Source organism: Nocardia sp. NPDC020380 (assembly GCF_044386975.1).
Classification (GTDB): domain Bacteria; phylum Actinomycetota; class Actinomycetes; order Mycobacteriales; family Mycobacteriaceae; genus Nocardia.
Genome location: NZ_JBIRVQ010000004.1, coordinates 255,122 through 279,527, shown reverse-complemented (window position 1 = coordinate 279,527; position 24,406 = coordinate 255,122). Strand labels below are relative to the sequence as shown.

Here is a 24,406-nt window from a genome sequence, read left to right as displayed (position 1 = left end):
GTGTTAGGGTGCGTACGAGATCGTGCATAGGGTTCCGTACGCATACCGTCGGCAAGACAACACAATCAGGTAGTGCGTGGACTGGTCCGAGCTGCACCTAGGCGCTTCCCCCGTGGGGAGCGCCGACATCTGAAGGGACAAAAGCCTGGAGGACTCTCATTGGCATGCCCTGGATACCCGGGGTTGTTGACTGGAGTTCCCCGGAATGGGTATTGTCGCCGCCTCGTCGTCCCTGTCCTCGCAACCATTATCGGTGGACGTCCTGCTGGCCACCTTGGCGGCGGCCTGCCTGCACGCCACGTGGAATGCCATCGCGCACTGGATTCCAGACAAGACGGTGTCGTTCACCCTGGTGAATCTGGGTTCGATGCTGTGCGGAGTACCGCTGATCTGCCTTGCGGCCCCGCCGGATCCGCGCAGCTGGATCTGGCTGGGCGCCTCGGCGGTACTGCATCTGGCCTACAACGGCCTGCTCATGGCGTCGTATCGGCTCGGTGATCTGAGCCAGACCTACCCGCTCGCGCGCGGCACCTCGCCGCTCGTGGTGACGCTCGTCGCGGCGATCTTCCTGGGGGAGTTGCCGACCGCGAGCCAGATCGCCGGCGTCCTGCTGATCTCCGGAGGACTCGCCCTGCTGGTCTTCTGGGGCTACCGCACGCACCCCGCGTCACCGACAGCGATCCGGACCGCGGTAGCCACCGGAGTGATGATCGCGGCCTACACCACCTGCGACGGCATCGGTGTCCGCGCGGCGGGCAGCACCATCGGATATATCGGCTGGCTGATGGTGCTGGGCGAGTTCGGAGTTCCGATACTGGCGGTCGCACAGCGCGGCCGCGGACTCTGGAAACAGTTGCGGCCGTACCTATTACTCGGACTCTCCGGCGGCCTGTTCAGCGTGCTCGGCTACGGGCTGATCCTCTGGGCACAGACACGCGGCGGCCTGGCCGACATCGCCGCGCTCCGCGAATCCAGCATCATCGTCGGCGCATTGATCGGTGCCTTGTTGTTCAAGGAGGGCTTCGGCCGCGCCCGCATCGTCGCTACGTGCGCGGTCGCCGCAGGCATCGCGGTGATGTACCTGCGATGACCGCGCCGCCGGATCAGCGAATCGTGCCCACGCCCGGGACGAGTGGTAGATCCAGTGCGGTCACCCAGCCCGCGGGCAGATCGTTCACCGCGGGAACGGCATTCAGGGCGCGCATGCCGGTGGCGAGGCAGCCCGCGACCGCGGGAGTGCGGCCGGAACCGTCGGTGAACCGGAACGAGGTCTCCTGCGAGATCGACGGGGAGCCCAGGATATCCACGCGGTAGACGTCGTCGCGGGTGCCGGCGGGCCAGTCCGGGGCGCCGTCGAGGCCGATGCGGTTGACGTGTTCCAGGGTGATGACCTCACGGCCCTGGTAGATGCCGTTGATGGTGAAGCGGATGGCGGCTACGGTGCCTGCCTTCACGATGCCCTTGGCGGATTCGCGGTCCTCGGGTGTCACCCATTTGTCCCAGGTGGTGGTGATGTCGTCGAGTTCGATCCCGGCGGCGCGGGCGATCATCGGCACGGTCGGGCCCCAGGCCATGATCAGTACATCCGGATATTCCAGCAGCGCTTTGAATTCCGGCGGATGGCCGATGCCCATCTCGAACTCGTAGTCACCCTCGTAATCGGTGTAGTCGAGCAGCTCCGAGGCCCGCACCGACTGCACCTCGCCGCACAGGCCCATGAGGGTCAGCGGGAACAGGTCATTGGCGAAGCCCGGATCGATGCCGGTGGTGAAACATGATGCGCCGCCCTCGGTGCACGCGTCGGTGATGGGATCGCGCCACACGCTGGGCAGCTGGTCCATGGCGGGATACACCCACGGGGTCATGGCGGTGGAGCACACATCGATGCCCGCGCGCAGGAAAGCGCCGATGACCCGCATGTTCTCATCGGCGAACTGGGCGGTGGGGCCGTAGTGCACGACGGCGTCCGGGCGCAGCGCGATCAGCTCGTCGACCGAATCCGTGGCCAGCACACCGGTTTTCGCCATGCCGCAGAGGTCACCGGAGTCCTTGCCGACCTTGCCGGGATTGCTCACGCCGACGCCGACCAGTTCGAAACGCGGGTGGCGCAGGATCTCCGCCAGCACCATGGAGCCGACGACTCCGGTGCCCCACAGCACGATTCGCTTCTTCACGTGTACTCCTGCACTCATCGGTGGAACTCGCCGCAGTCGACGGTGAGCATCTGGCCGGTGACGGCCGTGGCCAGGTCGCTGGCCAGGAAGAGCGTGGCCCGCGCGACCTCCTCGGGCCCGGCCAGGCGCTGCAGATCCGTGGGCGCGGCCTTCTGGCGGTAGATCTCCTCGTGCGTCACGCCCGCCTGGCTCGCCAGCCAGTCGAAGTAGGCCTTGTTGATGTCCTCGTAGACATACGAGGGCGCGACGCTGTTGACGCGGATGCCGCGCGGGCCCAGCTCGGTGGCCAGCGACGAAGCCAGGTGCTGCAGTGCGCCTTTGGAGAGCTTGTAACCGGAGTACTCCGGCTGCGAGCTGTAGGACACGCACGAGTTGAGCATGATGATCGAGCCACGGGACTGTTCGAGCGCATCGGCGAACAGGGTCGAGAGCCGCAGCGGCGCGAACACATTGGTCTCGTTCGCGGTGCGGAGATGCTCGAGCTCGATCTGGCTGATCGGGTGCATCGGCGGAATCGCGAAGGCATTGTTGATCAGGCAGTCGACCCGCCCGAACTCGGCCAGCGTGCGCTCGACCACGGACTGCCGCTGTTCCTCGTCGGTGATGTCGGCGGGCGCGACCAGCACCTGGTGCCCGTGTTCGCGCACCTCGGCGGCCATCTTCTCGAGCTTCTTCTCGGTGCGGCTGACCAGCACCAGATCCGCGCCCATGCGGGCCGCCTCGATGCTGAGCGAATGGCCCAGGCCGGGCCCGACGCCCGACAGCACGATGACCTTGTCCTGCAGCAATGGCACCGGCTGATAGGCCTCGGCGGGTGCGGTGAGGTGCGGGGCAGCAGACACGATTTCTCCTCGGGTCCCCAGCAGTTACAGACTGTAACGACTATTGATGTGACAGACTGTAACGACTCCACCTCGCGCTGACAAGGACGGATTTCGTGACCGAACGCCCCCGCCTGGGCCCGCGCCGCGACCCCGCGGTGGACCGTGCCGTACTCGACGCCGCCCGCAGCCTGCTCGTCGAAAGGGGTTATGCCGCAACCTCGATCGACGCCATCGCGGTGCGCGCGGGGGTCAGCCGCCCGGCCATCTACCGGCGCTGGCCCTCCAAGGCCCACCTGGTGGCGAAGGCCGTCTTCCCCGATGTCGGCTCCGAGGTGGTCGCCCCCGACCTGCTCTGTGAGATCCGCAAGGTCATCCGCGGCACCATTCAGCTCTTCGGCTCGGCCGAGACCCGCGCGGCCATGCCCGGCCTCATGGCCGAAATGCGCGGCGACCCGAGCCTCTACGCCAAGCTGTCCGCCCGGCTGGACACCCCCACCCGCCGCGAACTGGCCGACTATCTGCCGTCGGACGGCGAACCCACCCGCCCGGGCCTGGACCCGAACACCCTGCTCGACACCATCGCCGGCGCCGCCCTGTTCGCCATGTGCATCCGCGATATCGACGACCTCGACGGCTTCGCCGCCTCGCTCGAGGATCTGCTGCTCTACGGAATCCTGGGCGCACAACAGCGAACCGGCGACCGGACCGGGGTGGCCGAGCCACCCGCGGACCGATCGCCGGTCGAATCCTGACGGCGCTGTCGGAAGGAAATCAGTTGTCGGCGAGCCAGCTGCCGTGGAAGCCGAACGGGACCCGCTGCGGCAGATGGATGGTCGCCACCGGCTCGGCCGTGAGGTCGGTGGCGTCGACGATGGCCAGATCGCTGCGATCGGTGGCCGCGTCGTAGACGTAGGTCATGAGATAGCCGGGGCCGCCGGGGTTTCCGTCGGCGGGGGCGAAGCAGGCCTCGGAAGGGATTCGGCCGGGGCCGAAGTCGTGGGTGAGGCTCGAACCGGTGGTCAGGTCATAGCGGATCAGTGCGCCCGCGTCCTTGCCGGCGACCGTGACATGGCCGAAGTTGGCGTTCTGACCGACCAGGCGCTCGTCGACGCGGGGGAATTCGGCTGCGCGATCGTCGATCTGCTCTTCGCTGACCGTGCCCGCGGCGAGATCGATGGTCCAGCGCCAGAGGCTGGCCTGCTCCTGTTCCTGCGAGTCCTTGCGCCACAGGCTGGCATAACGCATGACGTACAGGACGATTCGGCCCGGCTCGTCGTGGGCGTTGAGGGGATGGAAGACGTAGCAGGGATCGATGTCGAACCAGCGCACCTCCCCGAACGGATCGTCGCGGCGCAGGACGCCCAGGCGGGCCTGGTAGCTGTCGCTCCAGCGGTAGGGCATGCCGGTGCCGGCCTGCGCGGTCTCCAGGTCGAAAAGCACCGGCAGATCCATGAATACGACGTGCTCGGCGGTCAGGTTGAAATCGTGGAGCATCGACGCCGCGGGGACATCGATATCGCGGCTGACCTCGAGATCGCCCGCGGCATTGGCGCGATGGTAGGTCAGGTAGGGCTCGACCACGTCGTAGCCGAAGAAGTGCAGTTCCCCGGTGACCGGGCAGGTCTTGGGGTGCGCGGTCATGGCGGTGCGGAGCTTGCCGTCGAAGTCGTGCGGGCCGAGAGTGTCCAGATCGCAGGTCAATTCGTAGGGGAAGGACGATTCGACCAGTGCGAGGATGCGTCCGGCGTGCCGGATGACGTGGGTATTGGCCAGTCCCGCGGTGAGATCGCGGTGGCCCTCGGCATCGCGGCCGGGGGTGCCGTCGAGGAAGGTGGAGGTGCGGACCCACCGGTTGCGGTAGGACACCGCCTTCCCGTTCTCGATGCGGACGCCGTGCACCATGCCGTCACCGAGGAACCAGTGCGTGGAGGCGGCCGCGTGCGGGTTCGGGCCGTTGCGCAGGTACCAGCCGGAGAGTTCGGGCGGGATCTGCCCGGTGACGGGTAGTTCGAGGGCGGTGACCTCGTCCAGGACCGGGGCGTAGTTGCCGGTGAGGTAGGAGGGGACGTTCATGCGTCGTACCTGTTCTGTTCGATGCGATCGGACGGCCGGGCCGGATCGGCCGGCTGGGCGAGCAGGGTCCGCGCCTTCGCCTGGATGTAGGCGACGTAGCGCAGAGTGAAGACCACCGGGATCACGAAGGCCAGCACCTGCACGGTGGTGCGCGGGCCGGAGTCGTGCGCGAGGAAGGCCAGTGCGACGCAGCCGATGGCGAAGCTGGCGGTCCACACCGAGGTGAGGACGTAGGCGGTGCGGATGAAGAGCGGGTTGTCCCAGAGCTCTTGCGGTGTGGTCTGTTTGGCGATGGGCAGGGTGAAAGGCACACGCACGGCCAGTGAGATGCCGGCGATCACGGCGAGCACACCCGAGGAGATCGCGGGGGTGTAGGCGTGCAGGGCGGTGTTGGGATCCGTGAAAGCCAGCACCGTGAGCGCGGCGAAGAACACGCCGGAACCGATGTCGATGATCAGGGCCTCCGGCTTTTGCCCGGCGCGGAGTTGCATGGCGATGCCTGCCACGGAGATGCAGAGGGCGATGAGGGCCGACCATTCCCAGTAGTGCGTGGGGATGATGGCGTAGACGATCCAGGGGGCGAATGTGCGGAGATACATCATTTCCGGGAGCTCCTCCACGGCGACATTCCAGTTCTGACATGTCAAATCTTGGACCCTCGGGTCTCGACATGTCAATACTGGAATGTAGACTCAGGGTATGAGCCTCCGACACGCCCTGCTGGGACTGTTGTCCGCCAAACCCGCCAGCGGCTACGACCTGCTGGGTCGGTTCAAGGAGTCGCTCGCGAACGTATGGCCGGCCACCCAGAGCCAGATCTACACCGAACTCACCAAGCTCGCCGACGACGGACTGATCGCCGTCTCCGACGAGGGCCCGCGCGGCCGCAAGGAGTACACGATCACCGAGGTGGGCCGCGAGCAGCTCCGGACCTGGATGGAAACCACCGAGCCGAAACCGAACACCCGCAACGAGATGCTGCTGCGCGTGTTCTTCCTCGGGGAGCTGTCACCGGCCGCGGCCCGCGAATACCTGACCGGCATCGAGGAACGAGCCGCCAGGGGGCATGCCGAGCTGGTCGCGCTGAAGCAATCCGTCGAGTGGAACGACAACGACTTCTCCCGCCACGGGCGGATGGCCATGGAGTGGGGTGAGCGGATGTACACGATGAATCGGGAATGGGCGCAATGGGCGCTCGCGCAGCTGCCCGAACGCGAAGACTGAACCGCTGCGCGAACGCCCGCGCCGATCAGGCTCGCCCGGCCGCAGCGGTCACGCCAGGCTGACCAGCTTGTTCTGGCCGGTCACCACATTGTCGTTCTGATCGACGAGAGCGGCGCGGATCTGCACCTGCTGCCCGGCCTGCAAGGGTGACCCGCCCGCGGTGGTGGTCAGCACGACGGTCGCGGTGTGCTGGGAGCCGTCGCAGGTGACGCCGTTCTGCCCACCCGTTGCCGAGGGGCTCGACGCGGTCGGGTCGCCGACCATGACCTGCACACTCGTCGCGCCCGAGCCGGCGTCGCAGCTGTATCCGACCGCGACCGCGTTGGACGCGACATTCGTGACGTCGATGGCATTGTCGGCCAGCGCAGGAGCCGCGGTGAACCCCAGAGCCACGCATCCCGCCACGGCGGTGAGAGCGAGGGTCGCGCCGCGCCGGCGAATTCGAATGGTTCGCATGGTTTTTCGTTCCTCCTGTGTTGCGGACGATTTCCTGCGTGCTGATACGTCGAAGAAATGGAGCGCTGAACAGGGCGAGAAACACGCGCGGCCGGACCGCGCGGCGCATTCCATCCTGCCCGCGGCGTCCCGCCTCGCGTGGGAAAACGTCGCGATTGGCGCGTCGCGTCGCGGCGATCCGGTGGCTAACCGACCCCGGGTGTGAGTCCCCGAGATCATCAGCTATCCTTTATTGCGGCGCTGAGCATGCTCGCGCCTGCGTCGTAGATCGCAATCATTTCGCGACCAGCCCCAGCTGCGTGGCAACGCATTTCTAACGGCGATCGATTTTGCCCATCGGCAATCTCGCCACACGTGCCCTCGGCGCGGACCCGAAGTCCGCGCACCGGTCGGGCACCCCCTGCCCGAAAGGCACTGCAATACCTATGAATTCCGCTTCTCCTTCATTCGCCGCGCTCGGCGTGCGCGAACCCCTCGTCCGTACCCTGACCCGGGCCGGAATCACCGAGCCGTTCCCGATTCAGGCCTCCACCCTGCGTGATTCGCTGGCCGGACGGGATGTCCTGGGCCGTGGACGGACCGGCAGCGGTAAGACGCTGGCCTTCTCGATCCCCATGGTGGACCGGCTGGCGGGCGAACTCGCCGGCGCACGGACCCCGAAGCGCCCGGCCGGGCTGGTGCTCGCGCCGACCCGGGAACTGGCGACCCAGATCGCGGCCGCGCTGGAGCCGCTGGCCTCCGCGTACCGCATGACCGTCACCACGATCTTCGGTGGCGTGCCGCAGAACCGTCAGGTGCGGGCGCTGAAGAACGGCGTCGATATCGTCGTGGCCTGCCCCGGGCGGCTCGAAGACCTCATGAAGCAGGGCGCGATCAGCCTGGACGCGGTGGAGATCACCGTCATCGACGAGGCCGATCACATGGCCGACCTCGGCTTCCTGCCCGGCGTCACCCGGATCCTCGCGGCCACTCCGGCCGATGGTCAGCGACTGCTGTTCTCGGCGACGCTGGACAATGGCGTCGACAAGCTGGTCAAGCGGTTCCTGCCGCAGGCCGTGCGGCATTCGGTGGACGAGGCGACCTCGCCGGTCGCGGCCATGACCCACCACGTGTTCGAAGCTTCGGGTGCCGAGCCCAAGCGCGAGATCATCGAGAAACTCGCCTCCGGCACCGGACGGCGAATCCTGTTCACGCGCACCAAGCATCAGGCTCGTCGCCTGGCCAAGCAGCTGACCGTCGCCGGTATCCCGGCGGTGGACCTGCACGGCAACCTGTCCCAGGCCGCCCGTGACCGCAACCTGGCGACCTTCGCCGCCGGTAAGGCGCGCGTGCTGGTCGCCACCGACGTGGCCGCGCGCGGTGTGCACGTGGACGGCGTGGAACTCGTCGTGCACGTGGATCCGCCCGCGGATCACAAGGCCTACCTGCATCGTTCGGGCCGTACCGCCCGCGCGGGCAATGCCGGTGACGTGATCACCCTGGTGCTGCCCGCCGAGCGGCGCGACCTGGCCGCGCTCATGCGCAAGGCCGCCATCGATGTCACCCCGCAGAAGGTGAACGCCAACTCGCCCGCGGTGGCCGAACTCGTCGGCGATGTCGCGCCGCTGGTGGCGCCGTCGCGCGCGAGTCGCGAGGAACTGGACGAGCCCCGCCGCCCGGCCGCGGCCCCGCGCCGCCGCAATGGCGGTGGCGCCCCGCGACGCAGCGAGGGTGCCGCGCAAGGTGATCGCAGCCCGCGCCAGCGCACCGGTGGTGCCGCGCAAGGTGAGGGCGGCGCCCGCCGTCGCAGCGGTGGTGCGGCGCAAGGCAATAGCGGCGCCCCGCGCCGTGGCGGCAGTGACCTACATCGTGGCGGTGCCGGCGCGGCGCGCAATGATGGTGGATCGCAGCAGAAGTCGCGTGGTGACCGGGACGGCCGCACCGCCGCCAACTCGGCCTCGACCACCAGGCATCAGCGCCCGACCTCCGGCGCCCAGTCCGGCCGCCGCGGCGGCGCCGCGTCCCCCGCAGGCAGCACCGGTGGTCTGGCCGGTTTCTCGCGGGCCGGTGGCGGCGGCCGTCGCCGCGGCTGATCACACCTGATCCCAGCGAGTACGCCGCCGCGGCCGTCGAATCGGCTGCGCGGTTGATCGCATCCGGTTCTTACGAGTAAGCCGCCGCGGTCGTCGAATCGGCTGCGCGGCTGATCACGTCCGGCCCTTACGAGTTCGCCCCGCAGCCGAATCGGCTGCGGGGGCGTTCTTTTTCGTTCGTGAGGCTGTGCTCAGGGTGTGCAGGGCGTGGACGAGTACAGCGTGCCGATCAGGCACTCGGGATGCTGCACCGATCCGAAAGCGTCGCCGACCAGCGGAGAAATAGCACTGAAGAAGCCGTAGAGGGTATCCACGACCAATCCTGCGGCCAGATCGCTGTAGACCGACAAGAAGTTGGGGTCCATGGTTTCCCACCCTAGTACCACCGCCGGGCAACCTGGAACGGTTGGCGTGAGCAAGGACTCATCGAGGCCTGTCGATCAGGCTCGCGAACGTCCAGCTAATCTGGCGGCATGTCGGCAAACCTGGAAACGGCTGAAGTCGCACCGGCCGCAGCGCAGATCGTTGCTCTGTGCAATCAGAAAGGTGGCGTCGGCAAGACCACGTCGACGGTGAATCTGGGTGCCGCGCTTGCGGAAACCGGACAGCGGGTACTGCTGGTCGATCTGGACCCGCAGGGCGCCCTGTCGGCCGGTCTCGGGGTGGCGCACCACGACCTGACCCTCACGATCTACGACCTGCTGGGCAAGCAGGCGCCGCCCATCGACGAGGTGCTGATGCCGACCGGCGTCGGCAATATGGATCTGCTGCCGAGCAATATCGACTTGTCCGCGGCCGAGATTCAGCTGGTCAACGAGTACTCCAGGGAACACTCCCTGGCCCGGGTGCTCGATCCGATCCGCGACCGCTACGACTACATCCTGATCGACTGCCAGCCGTCGCTGAGCCTGCTCACGGTGAACGCGCTCGCGTGCGCGGACGGTGTCATCATTCCGATGGAGTGCGAATTCTTCTCGCTCCGCGGGCTGGCGCTGCTGACCGACACCATGGACAAGGTCCGCGATCGGCTCAACCCGCGCCTCAATCTGTGGGGCATCGTCGTCACCATGTTCGATTCGCGGCTGCTGCATTCGCGCCAGGTCATGGCCCGCGTCGCCGAAACCTTCGGTGACAAGCTCTATCGCACGGTCATTTCCCGCACTGTCCGCTTCCCGGACGCGAGTGTCGCCGGTGAACCCATCACCACCTGGGCCCCCACGTCGCGCGGCGCCGAGCAATACCGCGAACTCGCCCGCGAGGTGATCGGCCACTCCGCTGCCTGATTCGGGCGAATCAGGCAGCGGGTCGCCAGCGGCGGTGGGTGGGGGATTCGAGGGTGACGCTCGTGGCCAGCAGCGCGGCGAGCGCCGTGAGGACCAGGGCCACCGGGAGGTAGGGGGCCGCGGGCAGCAAGGCCAGGATGAGCAGCGCCGTGATCAGGCGGTGCAGCACAACGACTTCGGTGAAGCCGAGGAACGCGGCCCGTGTCAGGGCACTGGCGGCCAGGAAGAGGGCCACGCCGCCGAGGATGCAGGCCGCCGCGGTGTCGTTGAGGTGTCTGCCGCCGTTGGAGACCGCGATGCCGATCGATGCTCCGGTGAGGGCGAGACCCAGCTGCAGCGGCAGGTGCCCGAAGGTGTAGGCGTGCAGCAGTTTTCCGCCGCGATCCAGGGCCGCGTGGGCGCCGGGATGGGTGCCGCTGGCATTGAAGTACGTCCACCACAGGCAGGCGATCACACCGAACGCGGCGATGCCGGTGAGTCCGGCTGACAGGATGGTGCGGGCCTGCGTCAGGCCGCCGGTGAATCCGGTCACCGATTCGCCCAGCACGATGATCGTGAACGCGCCGAACCGATCCCGCAGATGGTCGGCCTCGTGTGCCACCCGGGTCAATGAGCGTCCCACGATCAGGGGGAGCAGCAGTTCGAAAACCATTGCCGCTGCCCACACTCCGTATCGTGGCGCGCCGTGCAGCAGGTACAGGCCGCCCAGCCAGCCGGCGGCACTGATCAGTGAGCCGCGGGTGAAGTTGCGGAACACCCGCCGCAGCGCCTGCTCGCCCCGCGCGTCCAACGCGTAGAGCGCGGCGACACCCGCACGGGCACAGAGATATCCGAGTACGAACCCCGCGTCGGCGCCCTTCGTGTGGCCGACGGCACCGGCGAAGACCGCCATGGCGACGACCCCCGTGAATCCCGCCATGGCGATGAGCCGGTGCGCGACCGTGTCGCGATCGGCGCGATTGGCTTGCACGGCATACAGCACCCAGGCCCACCACACGGGAACGAACAGCCCGGCCGCCGCGGCGATCGAACCGGCGGTCGGATGGGTGCCGACCCGATGTGTGATCTGCCCGATGGCAGCGACGAACACCAGGTCGCCGAACAGTTCGAACCAGGTGGCGCGGCGGGGTACCAGACTGCTCACTTCGTGCCCGTTGTCATCCGGAAGCCGCAGTGCCGGTTCGGAATCTCGATCGGTCACAAGCCGGTGAGCCTATCGGACCGGTTCGTTTGGTTCATCCCGGAGTGGCGCCGGCGGCGGGGGACCACCGGGTTCGCGGGGGATTAGCCGTATCGTCTGGCATGCGCGGGATGTGGGCGCACCATCGGGGATTCGCGAAATCAGACGAGCAGGCAGGAGACCGCTGTGGGCGACAACTTTCATCCGCTCGATCCGTTGGCGTCCGAGGAGTTCCGGGCCGTGGTCCGGGTACTCGGCCGCGCGCACGGGGTGGGGGCGGGCTGGCGGTACGCGTCCATCGAGCTGGTCGAGCCGTCGAAGGCCGAGGTGGCCGCCTTCGATCGTGACGGTGTGGCGCCGGAGCGGCGGGCGCTGGTGGTGTGCTTCGAGCGGGCGAGCAATCGGACGTACAAGGCGGAGGTCTCGCTGAGTGCGGACGCGGTGGTGTCATGGGCGCACGTGCCGGACGTGCAGGCCAACTTCACGATCGACGAGTGGGAGGAATCCGATGCCGCGCTGCGCGCGCATCCGGATGTGATCGCCGCGCTCGCCCGCCGCGGTATCACCGATCTGAGCCTCGTGTTCATGGACACCTGGACCTATGGCGCGGTCGTCATGCCGGAGAAGTATCGGGACCGGCGGCTGGGCTGGTCGGATGCGTGGGTGCGGTCCGAGGCGGGCGCGAATCCATATGCGGGGCCGGTCAATGGATTTCACTGCCTGATCGATATGAACACCATGGAGTTGCTCGAGATCGAGGACAGCTTCACCGTCGAGACGCCGTCGATCATGGGGGAGTACGTGCCCCGGCACGTTCCCGAGCGGATTCGCCGCGCGAGCACGCGGGAGCCCTTGCAGCCCTTGAACATTACGCAGCCGGAGGGGCCGTCGTTCACCCTCGACGGGCATCTGCTGCAGTGGCAGAACTGGTCGCTACGCATCGGATTCAATCATCGCGAGGGCATGACGCTGCATCAGGTGACCTACAACGATGCCGGGCGGGTGCGGTCCGTGGCGCATCGCATGTCGTTCGCCGAGTTGTTCGTGCCCTACCGCGATCACTGTGTCGACCACTACCGGCGCACCGCCTTCGATATCGGCGAGTGGGGCATCGGCTTCATGACCACCTCGCTGTCGCTGGGCTGCGACTGCCTCGGCGAAATCCGTTATCTCGATGCGGAATTGCACAATTCGGCGGGCGAGCCGCTCACGATCGCCAACGCCATCTGCATTCACGAAGAGGACAATGCCGTCCTGTGGAAGCACGTCGACCATCACGACGGGGCCGAGGTGCGGCGCATGCGCAGGCTCACCATCTCGTTCCATGTGACGGTCGCGAACTACGAGTACCTCGTGTATTGGCGGCTGCATCAGGACGGCAGTATCGAATGCGAGGTGCGGGCCACGGGGATCATGGTGGTCAGCCATTTCCCGGCGGGTGGCGCGCACCCGCACGGAACCCTCGTCGACGAACGGACGTACGCGCCGTTCCATCAGCATTTCCTGGTCGCCCGCCTGGACATGGACATCGACGGCACCGAAAACACCGTCTACGCAACGGAAACCGAGATCGTGCCCACCGGACCCGATAATCCGTACGGATTGTCGTTGCGGCAGAAGAACACTCCCTTGCGCACCGAGGCGGAGGGCAAACAGGACATGAATTTCGCCACGCAGCGTGTCTGGAAGGTGGTCAACGACAATGTGCGGACCGGCCTCGGCGTAGCACCGGCGTACAAAGTGGTTTCGGGCGGCGCGATTCCTTCCATGTTCGCGCCGGATTCGCCGATTCTGGCGCGCTGTGGCGCGATCGAGCACACCCTGTGGGTGACCCCGAATTCGCCCGAGGAGCGCTGGCCCGCAGGCGAATTCGTCACTCAGAGCGCCGGTGGACTGGGCCTGCCGGAGTGGACCGCCGCCAACCGTTCCATCGAGAACACCGATGTGGTCCTGTGGTACGTCTTCGGCATTCACCACATTCCCCGCCCCGAGGACTGGCCCATCATGCCCGTGGACACCGTGAACTTCTGGCTCAAACCGGTGGGTTTCTTCGACCGCAACCCGGCCCTGGACGTGACCGCCTCCCCGCCGGCCGCCTGCCACAGCAACGGGCAGCCCCCGCACCAGCACTGAACCCCGGTCCGCACGCCAATTCCTCCCAGGACCAAACCCCCTGCCCGAGCTGATCGAAATTACTTGTGTGCTCACCGGATACGTAATGAGCACCGGGGCCCGATCCGCCCCCGCCCAAAGATGGTCACCGGCCGTATCTCTCCCGACCCACGGCCGGTGACCTGCGGCGGCGCGATGCCCGAAGGATCGTCCGACTCGGAGGAATCGAATCATCATGTCTTTGATGCAGCGCACCCTGGTGCTGGCCATCGCCCTGACAGCGGCTGCCGCCGGTGTCACCGCCTGTTCCAGCGACAACTCCTCGACCAGCGGTAATGCCACTTCCGCGACCACCACGCCCGTGGGCGCCGACACCGATCTGGTCGGCGCGGGCTGCAAGACCTACGCACAGCAGGTGCCGACCGGCGCCGGCTCGGTCGGCGGCATGGCCAAGGACCCCGTTGCCGTGGCCGCCTCGAACAATCCCATGCTGAAGACGCTCGTCTCGGCGGTCTCCGGACAGTTGAACCCACAGGTGAATTTGGTCGATACGCTCGACGGCGGCCAGTTCACCGTCTTCGCGCCGGTCGACTCGGCCTTCGCGAAGATCCCGGCCGCGACCGTCGATGCGCTGAAGACCGATTCGGCGGGACTCACGAAAATCCTTACCTACCACGTGATTCCGGGCCGGATCGCGCCCGCGCAGATCGTCGGTTCGCACAAGTCGGTGGAAGGTGCGGACGTGACCGTCACCGGCTCCGGCGACAATCTGAAGGTCGGCGACGCCTCTGTGATCTGCGGTGGTGTGCAGACGGCGAATGCGACGGTGTACATGATCGATTCCGTGCTGATGCCGCCCGCCTGAGCGGGCGTGGCTCGCATGGCTACCGAAGAGAATGCCGGTGTTGTCTCGCTGTTCGGGGTGCGTGAACCCGATCCGGGCCCGTCCTGCCCGGCCACCCGGCCGGTCCGGGATATGGAGCTGATCCGCCGGCTCAGCGCGCTGCTCGCCGCCGTCGGCGCGGGGGACCGGGACGCCTTCACCGAGCTGTACCGGCTCACCAACCATCGGGTCTTCGGACTCGCGGTGCGCATGCTGGGCAATCGGGCGTCGGCGGAGGAGGTCACGCAGGAGACCTATCTGCAGGCGTGGTCGCTCGCCGGCCGCTACGACGAGCGGATGTCCAGTCCGATGGGCTGGCTGATGATGCTGACCCATCGGCGCGCGGTGGATCGCATCCGCAGCGAGCACTCCAGCGCCGGCCGCGAATCCGTTTACGGCCATTTGCATCTGGGCCGCGACCACGACGTTGTCGCGGAGACCGCCGAGCAGCATTTCGAAGAACGCGCGGTGGTCGACTGCCTCGGCACCCTCACCGAACTGCAGCGCGAAACCATCGCCCTCGCCTACTACGGCGGCCTCACCTACGGGGAGGTCGCGGAAAAGCTGGGCACGCCCTTGCCCACCGTGAAAACCCGCATTCGGGACGGATTGAAACGCCTCGCGGCGTGCCTGACAGGAGGTGTCCACCGATGAGTACCATCGAGCGGGCGGACGGGGACCTGGTCGAACTCGCCTTTCCCTACGCCCTGGACGCGGTCACGGACCGTGAGCGGGGTGAGATCGAGCAGCGGCGCGAGCACGCGAATCGGCTCACCGCGGCGCAGTTCGATGCCACCGTGTCGCAGGTGCGGACCACGCTGGAGGACCTGACCGTGGTCGATTCCTTCGCCGCGCCAAGGGAGTTGGAGGGGCGGCTGCTCGCCGCGCTCGATCAGATGATCCGGGCGGCTCGTAGCCGAACGCGTCACCGCTGGACTGCTTTCGGCTCGACGTCGTGGCCTGCGCGGCTGGTTGCGGCCGTGGCCGTCGTGCTCGCGCTGGGCGCGGCCGTCGTGGGTGTGGGGTATTTCCACGCGGATCGGGCGCAGCCGGGAGGGGTTTCGGCGGCCATGGTCGCCGCGCAGCCCGATGCGGTGCACCGCACCGCGACCGTCGGGGGCGGCGGGGAGCTGCAGATCCGTGCTTCGCCGAAAATGTCCACTGCCGTAGTGGCTTTCGAGGGAATTCCCGCGCCGCCGGCGGGGCGTTCCTATCAGGTCTGGCTGGTTCCGCTCGGCGGGACGCCGCGGTCGGTCGCGGTCTACGACTCGCTGCCGGCGCATCCGCTGGTGACCCGATTCGACGCGGTGGACACGCTGGCGGTCACCGTCGAGCCGGCGGGTGGTTCCGCGCAGCCGACCACTACGCCTATTGCCGCCATCAATCTGGATTGAGTTCGGCCCCGCCGGGACCGGGCAGGAGAAGGGACTGTCATGTCCGTATTCACCAGTCCCACTGACATTCCGGTGGCTGAGCGGCCGGTGCTTGCCCCGCGTTGGCGGGCGGTGGTGGCCGGTCTGCTCGCCGCCGCGACCGTGCTGGGTGTCGGGCATCTGGCTGCCGTGTTCCTCGATCCGAATGCTTCGCCGTTCTTCGTACTCGGCTCGACCATGGTCGATCACACGCCACATGCCATGAAAGACGCGGCGATTCGGCGGTTCGGCAGCCACGACAAGACGGCGTTGTTCGCGTCGATGGCTTTGGTGATGGCGGCGGGGGCGGCTGTGGTCGGGCTGCTGGAGCGGCGGCGGTCTATAGGCAGTGTGCTGCTGGTGTTGCTGGGCGGTGTCACCGCCATCGCGGCGTTGCAGCGGCCGACCGCGACCGGATTATTCGTGCTCCCAACGGTTCTGGGCACCATTGCCGGTGTTCTGGCCTTGCGGTGGCTGGTCGCAGGCGGCACAGTGCGGCGAGCACCGGTGGCGGGAGGGTTGTCGCGTCGTGGATTTCTGATCTCTGCGGTGAGCATCGGTGCGGTGGCGGCGGGTGCGGGGGCCCTGGGGGAGTGGCTGGGCAGCCGGCTGCGGGATGTGGCCGCGGACCGCGCCGGGTTCGTGGTGCCGCGACCTTCGGCGCCCGCTCCTGTGGTGCTGCCGGACGTGACGGTGCCCGTCCGGGGTGTGACTCCCTTCGTCACGTCGAATGATCAGTTCTATCGGGTGGATACGGCCTTGCAACTGCCCGCTCTCAGCAGCGTCGACTGGCGGCTGTCGATCCATGGAATGGTCGATCGCACAGTGGAATTCGACTTCGATCGGTTGCGGCGGCTGACACCGATCGAGCGGGTGATCACCATGACCTGCGTATCCGATGAGGTCGGCGGCGACCTGGCCGGGTCCGCGCGCTGGATCGGATACCCGCTGGCGGACGTACTCGCCGAGGCCGGAGTGCGACCCGGGGCGGATATGTTGTTGTCGCGCAGTATCGATGGATTCACCGCGGGTACACCGCTTTCCGCCGTGCTCGATGGGCGGGACGCCATGCTGGCGGTGGGGATGAACGGGCAGCCGCTGCCGATCGAACACGGGTATCCCGCGCGGCTGATCGTGCCCGGTTTGTACGGGTATGTCTCGGCTACGAAATGGTTGGTGGATCTCGAGGTCACCCGGTTCGCGGACGCCCGGGCTTACTGGACGCGGCGTGGGTGGTCCGATCACGGGCCCATCAAGACCGCTTCCCGGATCGATGTGCCGGCCGCGTTCGCCACCGTCGCGGCGGGGGAGGTGCTGGTCGCGGGTGTCGCGTGGGCGCAGCATCGGGGTATCGCAGGGGTCGAGGTGCAGGTGGACGACCAGCCTTGGGAGCCGGCGGTGCCGGCCGCCGAATACGGCATCGATACCTGGCGGCAGTGGATGTGGCGGTGGCAGGCCACGCCGGGCACCCACACGCTGCGTGTGCGTGCCACCGATGCGACCGGCGAGCTGCAGACCGCGCAGCGTAATCCGCCTTTTCCGAGTGGGGCCACCGGCTGGGCCAGCCGGGTGGTGACCGTGCGGTGAGTGGTCGCGATTCACGGACCAATTCGTCCGGTCGGTGTGTACGACTTCCTTCCGGTTGATTGCGAGATTGTTGCTGTCCCGTCCGGTGTGTGTCGTCCTGCTCGTCTCCCGACCCCCAGGAGTGACTTGTGAACTTGCCTCTGTCCGTTCGAAGGCTGCTGGCGCTGAGCGCGGGGTGTGCCGCGGTGGTCGCCGCGCCGCTGATTGTGCCGCCCGCCGCGCAGGCCGGCCCGGTGTATCCGATCGCCGACCCGGACGAGTTCTACGCTGCTCCGGGCAATCTGGCCGATTCCGCACCGGGTGACATCCTGCGGGTTCGCCAGGTATCGCAGCATCCGTGGCCTGGGGCCACGGTCTGGCAGTTGCTGTTCCACTCCACCAATTCGACCGGCGGCCCGATCGCGGCCGTCACCACGCTCATTTCACCCGGATCGGGTCCCCGCCCCTTGCTGTCTTATCAGCCGTTCGTGAATTCGCTCGGCCTGCAATGCGCCCCGTCGCACACCTTGTTCAATGGCGGCTTGCAGGAGGCCGGCGCCCTCGAAATGCTGCTGGCCCGCGGCTGGGCCGTCGCGGTTCCCGACCATCTGGGGCCGACCAGCGCGTACGGTGCCGCCCGACGAGGCGGTCAGATCACCCTCGACGGCATCCGCGCCGTGAAGCGCTTCGCACCTGCGGGACTGCAGGATTCGCCGGTGGGCCTGGCCGGCTACTCCGGTGGTGCGATGTCCACCGGCTTCGCCGCAGCTCTCGCGCCCGAGTACGCGCCGGAACTCCCCATAGTCGGTGTCGCACAGGGCGGGCTGCCCGTGAACCCCGGCAAGATGGCCATGCAGATCGGTGATAATCCCCATCCGCTCTTCGGTCTCGGGTTCGCGGTGGCAATGGGATTGGAACGTGAATACCCCGACCGCCTCCCGCTCGATCGGGCGCTGACCCCCGCCGGGTTCGCTCTCCGTGACCGCCTTGCCAATTCCTGTGTGGACGACATCATTTCCACCGGTGCGGGCCATGCGGTGAGCGAATACTTCACTTCTGGAATGGAATCCGACGCCGCGACCATCGACACTATGCATGCCAACGCGCTGGAAGTCTTCCCCGGAATTCCGCGTGCGCCCATCTACCAGTGGCACGGCGCCAACGACCAGGTGCCGCTCGACGAGGCTCTCGCCACCACCGGCCGCTAATGCGCCGCAGGCACTCCCGTGCAATTCGACATCATCCCCGGTGCCGACCACGCCGGAGCCATCCTGCCCGGCACGCTGAACGCCATCAACTATCTGGCCGACCGCTTCGCCGCCCATCCCGCACCCTCCAACTGCTGATCGGGAGACGAACGAGGGCGGAGCCCGTGCCGATATGGCACGGGCCTCGGTTTCGCCGCTGGATTCGTCCGGTGAGCGCGATGCGGGCCACTGCGTCATGTACGGCGGCGGGGCGGGTGGCGTAGTCGTACGCGGCGTCGTCACCGGTGTATTCGGGGTCGAATTCCTCGCGGTAACTGTGCTGGGTGAGGCCCCAGTAGGTTTTCGCGTGGTACGCCCACAGCGGCTCGGATTCCGCCGGGAAGCCCGCAGCCACGATGGCGGCGCGCGCTGCCGGATGCGATTGGTACTCAGGATAGTTCGCGAGGACCGGCGGTAGGAAGGTCAGCGGGTTGGCGGTATCCGACCAGAGCGTGCCCTCCCAGTCGATGCCGCCGTCGTAGAGCCACGGCACATTCTCCAGCTGCCAGCGCACCAGGTAGCCGCCATTGGAGAGGCCGGCCATGAAGGTATGCGCCGCGGGCCGTCCGTAGCGTTGTGTGACCGTCGCCTGTGCGGCGAGGGTGGAAGCGCAGATTGCCGTATCGGTCACCGCATTCCGCGTGTACGAGGGCGTAGTCGGTGGTGATCGCCTGCTCCAATACGTAACTGTTGCCGTCGAATTCGCGAGTCTCCTTCGCCGGGGAGGCCACCGCGATGGAGCCGTCCGCGGCATAACGCCACGGCATGCCGCCCTCGGCGATCTGGGTGCCGACTCCGGCCGGCGTGTCGAAGGCCGGGATTCCGGCGCCGCCGGCGCGCAACCGCTCGGCGAGCGTGCCTTGCGGTACCAGTTCCACTTCCAGTTCGCCGGCCAGATATTGGCGCGCGAACTCCCGGTTCTCGCCGACATAGGAGCTGGTCATGCGTGCGATGCGGCGTTCGGTGAGCAGGATGCCCAGCGCCCAGTCGTCGGTGCCGCAGTTGTTGGAGACCACGTGGAGTCCGGACGTGTCGCGGTCGCACAGTGCCTGGATCAATGTCATGGGGATGCCGCACAATCCGAATCCGCCGACCGCCAGGGACGATCCGTCCGGAATATCCGCGACGGCCGCCGCCGGCGACGTTACGAGCTTATTCATTGCCTCACCCGTCTTGCTTGTTCGTGTCGGGAGCCCGACAGTACGAAGCGGCGGGGAGCGCTGGCTACGGATGGCCGCCACATAAAAACGGGCCTGCCGATGTGCTGGACGGCGATATGTGTGTGAAAGGGATTTGCGCGGGCGCGAATATGTGTCTCAACTACATAGTCATGTTGCGTACGCAGTTCTAGTGTTCCAGGTCACACCTTTTTGGCTGGAGGCGGGAAACGCACACAATGATCGCCATGACCTGCGAGATCTTCCTGGAATTGCTCGAGCGGGAGGCTCCGGCTGTCGAATTCGAAGGCCCTATCCTTCAGGCCCGCGCCGCGGGCGCACCCGCGGCCACCCTGGCCGAACTCGAGGCGGCCAAACGGGCCGCGCTGCGGGTGCGGGCGCTGCTCGAGCGCCGCGCGCGCCGGGAAACCGAGCTCGCGGCGCTGTTCGATACGGCCAGCGATCTCGCCGCGCTGCGCGATGTCGACGCGGTGTTGCAGGCCATCGTGCACCGCGCACGCCGGCTATTGCAGTCCGACACCGCCTACATCACGCTGCCCGATCCGGAGCGCGGCGACACCTATATGCGGGTCACCGACGGATGCGGCTCCCAGGCGTTCCGGGAATGCCGCTTGCCGATGGGCGCGGGCCTCGGCGGATTGGTCGCGCAGACCGGAATGCCCTCCGCGACTTCCGATTACTTCGCCGACGAGCGCTTCCACCACACCTCCGGAATCGACTTCGCGGTGCGGGAGGAAGGCATCGTGGCCATTTGTGGTGTGCCGCTCAAACTGGGCAATCAAGTCATCGGTGTACTGTTCGCCTCCCATCGCGACGCCAGGCCCTATGCACCGGAGGACATCGCGCTACTGGTGTCGCTGGCCGCCCACGCCACCATTGCCCTCGACTCCGCCCGCCTGCTCTCCGAAACCCGCACCGCGCTGGCCGAATTGAGTGCCGCCAACACGGCCATGCACGCCCACTACAACACGGTCGAGCGCGCCGCTCAGGCCCACGACCGCATGACCGACCTGGTGGTGCGAGGCGGCGGCGTCGATGACGTCGCCGCCGTGGCGGCCGATATCCTCGGCGGCTCGCTTCTGGTGCTCGACGCGGACGGCCGCCGCATCGCCCGCGTCGATCCTTCCGGCGACTCCGATGACTACTTCGACGATGAGCCCGTCATCACCGAAATCACCGCCGCCGCAGCATAACTGGGCCGGACCGCGCACCTGAAGGACCTCTGGGCAGCCCGTGGCGGCGCCGGCAGCGAACCACTCTGCACCGTAGTACTGCACCACCCCGGCGAACTCTCCGGTTCGGACCAGCGCATTCTCGAACGAGCCGCCCTGGTCACCGCACTACTACTCCTGTTCCGCCGCAGCATCGCCGAAGCCGAAGGCCGAGTCCGCGGCGAACTACTCGACGACCTGCTGGGCGGCCGAGTCCCCGACCGCGAGGCCCTGCAAACCCGTGCAGGCCTACTGGGAGTCGACCTCACCCGCGCGCACGTACTGGTAGTGATCGACCACGCCAAACACCCCCGAGCCGCAACCTGGGCCACCGGCTACGCACTCGCCCGCCACGGCCTGGCCGCCACCCGCGGCGACCACGTCGTCCTCCTGCTCCCCGGCACCGACGCCACCATCACAGCCCGCCACGTCTGGCGCGAAATCGGCCTCTCCCTGGCAATCTCGGCCACAGTCGCGGGCTCGGGCCCAGTAGACCTCCCGGCCCGCGCCCCCGACGCGTACCGCGAGGCCGGCAGCTGCGTCCAAGCTCTCCACGCCCTCGGCAAACACGGAACAGCCGCCGGCGTCGACTCCTTGGACTTCGCCGGCCTCCTCCTGAGCCGCGAAACGGACGTAATCGCCTTCCTGAGAACAACTCTCGGCCGAGGAATCGACTACGACCACCGCCGCAACACCCTCCTCCTCCCCACCCTCGACGCCTACTTCGAAACCGGCTGCAGCCTGAGCCACAGCGCCAAACGCCTCCACATCCACGTAAACACCGTCTCCCAACGCCTCGAACGCATCACCGCCCTCCTGGGCGAAGGCTGGCAACACCCCAACCGAGCCCTGGAAATCCAACTCGCCCTCCGCATCCACCGCCTCCGCCAAGCAAACGTCTTCACCGGCTGAGCCGAGGGCTTACTCTGCGCTGGTCCGGGCGATCGCCAATAGGTGCGCGCTGGTGTTGATCATCAGTGGGTCCTGCTCGAGCAGTCGCGCACTGTGCAGGGCTGCGGTCACGAGGGACTGAAAGTTGTGTTGACCGGCGTGGTCGAGGGTGGGCCACGTCGGACCTTCGATGCCGTAGATCTCGACCTGACTGAGGCCGGCTGCCGCGACCTCGGCGTGGAGCTCGTCTGCGGTATGCCAATGAGTCCGAACGAATCCCGCGTGCCCGTCGTAGTCGCCCGTCGTGATCACCTCACGTACGGCAGGTACGAGCGCCTCGTCGAGCCGGCCGCTGGTGCCGGTCTCCAAAACCGACAGATAGCGACTGATCGCCGCCGCAATGAGCACGCCTCCCGGGCGAAGAACGCGCATCGCCTCACTCAAAGCCGTTGCGCGCTCGCTGGATTCGGTGAGGTGGTACAGCGGGCCGAGCATCAAGACGGCGTCGAAGGTGTCATCACGAGCGGTCAACCTCCGCGCATCGCCCACCTCCGCGGTCATGCCTCCCAGCGCCGCAGCAACCTCGACATGTTCCGGTACCGGGTCGACAAGATGCACGACATGCCCATCGCCCACCAGCCACTCGGCGTGCACCCCCGTCCCGCCCCCGACGTCAAGCACCCGCGCCGGCGTGGTCAGGACCCGGCGAATCAGTTCTTGCGTCCGCAGAAACTCCAGTCGACCGTGCGGAGACCTGGATAGGCGATCGTTCTCCGTCACGCCGGAATAGTGTTGTACGAGATCAGAAGTCATACCGAATGCTCGGTGGTCACCGGGCATGGCAGCAACGGATTATCGAGTGCGACCCGTTCCAGCGGTATCAGTTGTGCGAGCACAGCCATTCGGTGCCGTAATGCGCGGCGTTCCCGCCATCGAGGTGCACCCAATGCCCATCGCCTTCACAGGGCGCGCCCTCGGTCGGCGTGGGTCCGGGCGGCGGTGTGGGAATCACGCCGGGCAGCCCCCGGAACACGCCATCGGGCAGCGGGATCGAAATGCCCGGCACCGGCTGCCACACGTCGGCGTTCGCGGTGGCGGTCGTCAACAGTGGCGCGGCGAGTGCGGCGGTCACGGCCGCGGTCAGGATCACTGCACGCTGCTTCATCTGGTCCTCCGGTGGATACGGTTCGGAACAAGCTCTGGACAACCGTATATCTGTAGCTGAGAGGTAACTGTTAGAGCTTGTTGACCAGGATCACATGTGGGCGCCGACCACTTCGGTGGGTCGAGATCGGCGGCGTGTCACGTCAGGCAACCACGGCGAGTAGTGCCGTCGCTGCTTCGGTGAGTTCGCTGTCGCCGTGGAGTTCGGCACGCTGACGTGCCGTTTCGACGGTGATTCCACGGCTGGCCAACCGCCAGACCGTGTCCTGGTCCATGCGCACGGACGCGGCAGGGTCCTCGATATGGGTGGAGGTGAGGTCCCAGCTCGTCCCGTCGGATACGGCCATCCAGTGGCCGCCCGCCGGGCCGGTGATCTCGAACCGTACAGCGGTCCCACGCGGGCGAATTCGATCGTGCAGGGCGAAGGGTAGGGCATGGAGAAAGGTGACGAGCACCGGGTGCGTCAACGACCTGTCGTCGGCGCCCGGACGAGACACCGCATCTCGAATCTGCTGCTGATGAACCCAGAATTCGGTGTATTCGCGGGCTATGTCGAGCCAGGCCGGACTGGTACCTGGGCCCGCCCATGATACGTTCAGATGGGCGGGTCCCGTGAGATCGGTTGCCGCCCAGACGAGATCCAGCTGCGGCCCCAGATGGGCCAGCAGATCGATCATGAGTGGAGGGCTGCACTGGCGCATCGCGCGGACGAACTCGTCGTTGACGCGTGTCAGATAGGCCGGCAAGGTTTCGCCCTCGTCGAATACAGCACCACCGTATTCGTCCCGGCTGCCCGAAATTCGCCGTAGATAGTCGTTGAGGATATGTGCCGTCACATCACGGACATCCCAGCCAGGACACACTGTCGGCTTCGCCCAGTCAGCGGCATCCAGCGACCCGAGCAGCTCGAGTAGCGTCTGACGCTCGAGGGGGAACAGTGGTCGGGTGTCGAGTGGGAGCATGCCGTTCAGTTAACCGCCCGCACGGTGGTCCGTGCCAGCGATTTCTTCTCACTTCTGAATGCGCTCGGCCAGCGAGACGATGATCCCTTCGGGTCCGCGCACGTAGGCCATCCGCCACACGCCTTCATACTCGCCGATCCCTCCCACCAGTCCATAGCCGTCGGCTGCGACGTGATCCACCGCAGCCTTCAGATCCTTCACCTCGAAGGCGACATTACGCAGCCCCAGTTCATTGGCAGGCGCGGCAGGCGACCCCGGAAGGTGTTGCGGCCGTGCGAAGCTCGACAGCTCCAACGTCGTCCCGCCACCGGGTACCCGGAGCATGACGATCTCGGTGGCCGCCCCGGTCATCCCGATAACGGTGTCCAGAAACTCGCCCTCGACAGCCATCTTCTGATCGGCCTCCAGTCCGAGGCTGACGAAGAACGCCATCGCGGTGTCGATGTCGGCAACGGTGATGCCGACGTGGTCGAAATGCTGTGCGAAGCCCATCG

Annotated in this window: 26 protein-coding genes and 1 pseudogene; 15 read left to right on the top strand and 12 right to left on the bottom strand. The window is 67.1% G+C overall.

The window, feature by feature from the left end; translation table 11 throughout:
- Window positions 1–205 precede the first annotated feature (205 nt).
- The gene (locus tag ACH438_RS12015) at window positions 206–1,090 is read left to right on the top strand and encodes an EamA family transporter (RefSeq protein ID WP_397004138.1); all 885 of its coding nucleotides are present in this window, start codon (window positions 206–208) and stop codon (window positions 1,088–1,090) included.
- A 13-nt stretch (window positions 1,091–1,103) separates the two neighbouring features.
- On the opposite strand, the gene ACH438_RS12010 is transcribed toward ACH438_RS12015, so the two are convergent.
- Both ACH438_RS12010 and ACH438_RS12005 read right to left on the bottom strand, forming a co-directional pair.
- Window positions 1,104–2,192 (bottom strand): dihydrodipicolinate reductase, encoded by a 1,089-nt coding sequence (locus ACH438_RS12010; RefSeq protein ID WP_397004136.1) that lies wholly within the window; start codon window positions 2,190–2,192, stop codon window positions 1,104–1,106.
- Window positions 2,189–3,016, bottom strand: coding sequence for an SDR family oxidoreductase (locus ACH438_RS12005; protein WP_397004134.1), 828 nt, complete (start codon window positions 3,014–3,016; stop codon window positions 2,189–2,191). Before ACH438_RS12005 ends, ACH438_RS12010 begins: the two co-directional genes overlap by 4 nt.
- Before the next feature lie 95 nt (window positions 3,017–3,111).
- Here ACH438_RS12005 and ACH438_RS12000 point away from each other — a divergent pair, with 95 nt between their 5' ends.
- Window positions 3,112–3,750, top strand: a complete 639-nt coding sequence (locus ACH438_RS12000; RefSeq protein WP_397004132.1) for a TetR/AcrR family transcriptional regulator — start codon at window positions 3,112–3,114, stop codon at window positions 3,748–3,750.
- A gap of 19 nt (window positions 3,751–3,769) precedes the next feature.
- On the opposite strand, the gene ACH438_RS11995 is transcribed toward ACH438_RS12000, so the two are convergent.
- Together ACH438_RS11995 and ACH438_RS11990 are read right to left on the bottom strand one after the other, a co-directional pair.
- Window positions 3,770–5,071 (bottom strand): carotenoid oxygenase family protein, encoded by a 1,302-nt coding sequence (locus tag ACH438_RS11995; protein ID WP_397004130.1) that lies wholly within the window; start codon window positions 5,069–5,071, stop codon window positions 3,770–3,772.
- On the bottom strand, window positions 5,068–5,673 hold the full coding sequence (locus ACH438_RS11990; protein ID WP_397004128.1) for a hypothetical protein: 606 nt from the start codon (window positions 5,671–5,673) through the stop codon (window positions 5,068–5,070). The genes ACH438_RS11995 and ACH438_RS11990 overlap by 4 nt, the downstream gene beginning before the upstream one ends.
- A 97-nt stretch (window positions 5,674–5,770) precedes the next feature.
- Between ACH438_RS11990 and ACH438_RS11985 the strand changes: the two genes are divergently transcribed.
- Window positions 5,771–6,295, top strand: a complete 525-nt coding sequence (locus ACH438_RS11985) for a PadR family transcriptional regulator (protein ID WP_397004126.1) — start codon at window positions 5,771–5,773, stop codon at window positions 6,293–6,295.
- Window positions 6,296–6,343: 48 nt separating this feature from the next.
- Here ACH438_RS11985 and ACH438_RS11980 read toward each other — a convergent pair whose 3' ends face one another.
- Window positions 6,344–6,751 carry a hypothetical protein gene (locus ACH438_RS11980; protein ID WP_397004124.1) on the bottom strand — a complete coding sequence of 136 codons (408 nt, stop codon included), beginning with the start codon at window positions 6,749–6,751 and terminating at the stop codon, window positions 6,344–6,346.
- On the opposite strand from ACH438_RS11980, the gene ACH438_RS11975 reads away from it, so the two are divergent.
- Together ACH438_RS11975 and ACH438_RS11970 are read left to right on the top strand one after the other, a co-directional pair.
- Complete coding sequence (locus ACH438_RS11975) at window positions 6,750–6,956, top strand: hypothetical protein (RefSeq protein WP_397004122.1); 207 nt, start codon at window positions 6,750–6,752, stop codon at window positions 6,954–6,956. The genes ACH438_RS11980 and ACH438_RS11975 overlap by 2 nt on opposite strands.
- 220 nt (window positions 6,957–7,176) lie before the next feature.
- The gene (locus ACH438_RS11970) at window positions 7,177–8,823 is read left to right on the top strand and encodes a DEAD/DEAH box helicase (RefSeq protein ID WP_397004120.1); all 1,647 of its coding nucleotides are present in this window, start codon (window positions 7,177–7,179) and stop codon (window positions 8,821–8,823) included.
- Between the two features lie 191 nt (window positions 8,824–9,014).
- Here ACH438_RS11970 and ACH438_RS11965 read toward each other — a convergent pair whose 3' ends face one another.
- The gene (locus ACH438_RS11965) at window positions 9,015–9,188 is read right to left on the bottom strand and encodes a hypothetical protein (protein WP_397004118.1); all 174 of its coding nucleotides are present in this window, start codon (window positions 9,186–9,188) and stop codon (window positions 9,015–9,017) included.
- 108 nt (window positions 9,189–9,296) lie between these two features.
- Between ACH438_RS11965 and ACH438_RS11960 the strand changes: the two genes are divergently transcribed.
- The gene (locus ACH438_RS11960; protein ID WP_397004116.1) at window positions 9,297–10,106 is read left to right on the top strand and encodes a ParA family protein; all 810 of its coding nucleotides are present in this window, start codon (window positions 9,297–9,299) and stop codon (window positions 10,104–10,106) included.
- Window positions 10,107–10,116: 10 nt separating this feature from the next.
- On the opposite strand, the gene ACH438_RS11955 is transcribed toward ACH438_RS11960, so the two are convergent.
- Entirely contained in the window at window positions 10,117–11,307 is a 1,191-nt protein-coding gene (locus ACH438_RS11955) for a low temperature requirement protein A (RefSeq protein WP_397004114.1), read from the bottom strand.
- Window positions 11,308–11,472: 165 nt separating this feature from the next.
- On the opposite strand from ACH438_RS11955, the gene ACH438_RS11950 reads away from it, so the two are divergent.
- From ACH438_RS11950 to ACH438_RS11920, 7 genes and pseudogenes are all read left to right on the top strand, one after another.
- Complete coding sequence (locus ACH438_RS11950; protein WP_397004112.1) at window positions 11,473–13,419, top strand: primary-amine oxidase; 1,947 nt, start codon at window positions 11,473–11,475, stop codon at window positions 13,417–13,419.
- A gap of 214 nt (window positions 13,420–13,633) precedes the next feature.
- The gene (locus tag ACH438_RS11945; protein WP_397004110.1) at window positions 13,634–14,263 is read left to right on the top strand and encodes a fasciclin domain-containing protein; all 630 of its coding nucleotides are present in this window, start codon (window positions 13,634–13,636) and stop codon (window positions 14,261–14,263) included.
- 15 nt (window positions 14,264–14,278) lie between these two features.
- Window positions 14,279–14,935 carry an ECF RNA polymerase sigma factor SigK gene (gene sigK / locus ACH438_RS11940; protein WP_397004108.1) on the top strand — a complete coding sequence of 219 codons (657 nt, stop codon included), beginning with the start codon at window positions 14,279–14,281 and terminating at the stop codon, window positions 14,933–14,935.
- Window positions 14,932–15,675 carry an anti-sigma factor domain-containing protein gene (locus ACH438_RS11935; RefSeq protein WP_397004106.1) on the top strand — a complete coding sequence of 248 codons (744 nt, stop codon included), beginning with the start codon at window positions 14,932–14,934 and terminating at the stop codon, window positions 15,673–15,675. The genes sigK and ACH438_RS11935 overlap by 4 nt, the downstream gene beginning before the upstream one ends.
- A 39-nt stretch (window positions 15,676–15,714) precedes the next feature.
- Window positions 15,715–17,280: a molybdopterin-dependent oxidoreductase gene (locus ACH438_RS11930; RefSeq protein ID WP_397004104.1), complete on the top strand. Its 1,566-nt coding sequence runs from the start codon at window positions 15,715–15,717 to the stop codon at window positions 17,278–17,280.
- 134 nt (window positions 17,281–17,414) lie between these two features.
- Window positions 17,415–18,605 (top strand): annotated as a pseudogene (locus tag ACH438_RS11925) (lipase family protein).
- Between the two features lie 34 nt (window positions 18,606–18,639).
- Entirely contained in the window at window positions 18,640–18,924 is a 285-nt protein-coding gene (locus tag ACH438_RS11920; RefSeq protein WP_397004102.1) for a hypothetical protein, read from the top strand.
- Here ACH438_RS11920 and ACH438_RS11915 read toward each other — a convergent pair.
- Complete coding sequence (locus tag ACH438_RS11915; RefSeq protein ID WP_397004100.1) at window positions 18,896–19,666, bottom strand: CoA transferase subunit A; 771 nt, start codon at window positions 19,664–19,666, stop codon at window positions 18,896–18,898. The two genes, ACH438_RS11920 and ACH438_RS11915, sit on opposite strands and share 29 nt — an antisense overlap.
- 245 nt (window positions 19,667–19,911) lie before the next feature.
- Between ACH438_RS11915 and ACH438_RS11910 the strand changes: the two genes are divergently transcribed.
- Both ACH438_RS11910 and ACH438_RS11905 read left to right on the top strand, forming a co-directional pair.
- Entirely contained in the window at window positions 19,912–20,877 is a 966-nt protein-coding gene (locus ACH438_RS11910; RefSeq protein ID WP_397004098.1) for a GAF domain-containing protein, read from the top strand.
- Window positions 20,878–21,807, top strand: a complete 930-nt coding sequence (locus tag ACH438_RS11905; RefSeq protein ID WP_397004860.1) for a PucR family transcriptional regulator — start codon at window positions 20,878–20,880, stop codon at window positions 21,805–21,807.
- A gap of 9 nt (window positions 21,808–21,816) precedes the next feature.
- Here ACH438_RS11905 and ACH438_RS11900 read toward each other — a convergent pair whose 3' ends face one another.
- The 4 genes from ACH438_RS11900 to ACH438_RS11885 all read right to left on the bottom strand — a co-directional run bounded on the left by ACH438_RS11900 (window position 21,817) and on the right by ACH438_RS11885 (window position 24,404).
- On the bottom strand, window positions 21,817–22,599 hold the full coding sequence (locus ACH438_RS11900; RefSeq protein ID WP_397004096.1) for a class I SAM-dependent methyltransferase: 783 nt from the start codon (window positions 22,597–22,599) through the stop codon (window positions 21,817–21,819).
- 67 nt (window positions 22,600–22,666) lie between these two features.
- Window positions 22,667–22,951 carry a hypothetical protein gene (locus ACH438_RS11895; RefSeq protein ID WP_397004094.1) on the bottom strand — a complete coding sequence of 95 codons (285 nt, stop codon included), beginning with the start codon at window positions 22,949–22,951 and terminating at the stop codon, window positions 22,667–22,669.
- Between the two features lie 142 nt (window positions 22,952–23,093).
- The gene (locus tag ACH438_RS11890; RefSeq protein ID WP_397004092.1) at window positions 23,094–23,912 is read right to left on the bottom strand and encodes a maleylpyruvate isomerase family mycothiol-dependent enzyme; all 819 of its coding nucleotides are present in this window, start codon (window positions 23,910–23,912) and stop codon (window positions 23,094–23,096) included.
- A gap of 48 nt (window positions 23,913–23,960) precedes the next feature.
- Window positions 23,961–24,404 carry a VOC family protein gene (locus ACH438_RS11885; protein WP_397004090.1) on the bottom strand — a complete coding sequence of 148 codons (444 nt, stop codon included), beginning with the start codon at window positions 24,402–24,404 and terminating at the stop codon, window positions 23,961–23,963.
- Window positions 24,405–24,406: the final 2 nt, after the last annotated feature.

Coding starts and splice junctions, on each gene's coding strand:
- ACH438_RS12015 (WP_397004138.1), top strand. CDS start 206: ATGGGTATTGTCGCCGCCTCGTCGTCCCTGTCCTCGCAACCATTATCG.
- ACH438_RS12010 (WP_397004136.1), bottom strand. CDS start 2,192: ATGAGTGCAGGAGTACACGTGAAGAAGCGAATCGTGCTGTGGGGCACC.
- ACH438_RS11995 (WP_397004130.1), bottom strand. CDS start 5,071: ATGAACGTCCCCTCCTACCTCACCGGCAACTACGCCCCGGTCCTGGAC.
- ACH438_RS11990 (WP_397004128.1), bottom strand. CDS start 5,673: ATGATGTATCTCCGCACATTCGCCCCCTGGATCGTCTACGCCATCATC.
- ACH438_RS11985 (WP_397004126.1), top strand. CDS start 5,771: ATGAGCCTCCGACACGCCCTGCTGGGACTGTTGTCCGCCAAACCCGCC.
- ACH438_RS11975 (WP_397004122.1), top strand. CDS start 6,750: ATGGTTTTTCGTTCCTCCTGTGTTGCGGACGATTTCCTGCGTGCTGAT.
- ACH438_RS11980 (WP_397004124.1), bottom strand. CDS start 6,751: ATGCGAACCATTCGAATTCGCCGGCGCGGCGCGACCCTCGCTCTCACC.
- ACH438_RS11970 (WP_397004120.1), top strand. CDS start 7,177: ATGAATTCCGCTTCTCCTTCATTCGCCGCGCTCGGCGTGCGCGAACCC.
- ACH438_RS11965 (WP_397004118.1), bottom strand. CDS start 9,188: ATGGACCCCAACTTCTTGTCGGTCTACAGCGATCTGGCCGCAGGATTG.
- ACH438_RS11960 (WP_397004116.1), top strand. CDS start 9,297: ATGTCGGCAAACCTGGAAACGGCTGAAGTCGCACCGGCCGCAGCGCAG.
- ACH438_RS11945 (WP_397004110.1), top strand. CDS start 13,634: ATGTCTTTGATGCAGCGCACCCTGGTGCTGGCCATCGCCCTGACAGCG.
- sigK (WP_397004108.1), top strand. CDS start 14,279: ATGGCTACCGAAGAGAATGCCGGTGTTGTCTCGCTGTTCGGGGTGCGT.
- ACH438_RS11935 (WP_397004106.1), top strand. CDS start 14,932: ATGAGTACCATCGAGCGGGCGGACGGGGACCTGGTCGAACTCGCCTTT.
- ACH438_RS11930 (WP_397004104.1), top strand. CDS start 15,715: ATGTCCGTATTCACCAGTCCCACTGACATTCCGGTGGCTGAGCGGCCG.
- ACH438_RS11920 (WP_397004102.1), top strand. CDS start 18,640: ATGGCACGGGCCTCGGTTTCGCCGCTGGATTCGTCCGGTGAGCGCGAT.
- ACH438_RS11915 (WP_397004100.1), bottom strand. CDS start 19,666: ATGAATAAGCTCGTAACGTCGCCGGCGGCGGCCGTCGCGGATATTCCG.
- ACH438_RS11910 (WP_397004098.1), top strand. CDS start 19,912: ATGACCTGCGAGATCTTCCTGGAATTGCTCGAGCGGGAGGCTCCGGCT.
- ACH438_RS11900 (WP_397004096.1), bottom strand. CDS start 22,599: ATGACTTCTGATCTCGTACAACACTATTCCGGCGTGACGGAGAACGAT.
- ACH438_RS11895 (WP_397004094.1), bottom strand. CDS start 22,951: ATGAAGCAGCGTGCAGTGATCCTGACCGCGGCCGTGACCGCCGCACTC.
- ACH438_RS11890 (WP_397004092.1), bottom strand. CDS start 23,912: ATGCTCCCACTCGACACCCGACCACTGTTCCCCCTCGAGCGTCAGACG.
- ACH438_RS11885 (WP_397004090.1), bottom strand. CDS start 24,404: ATGGGCTTCGCACAGCATTTCGACCACGTCGGCATCACCGTTGCCGAC.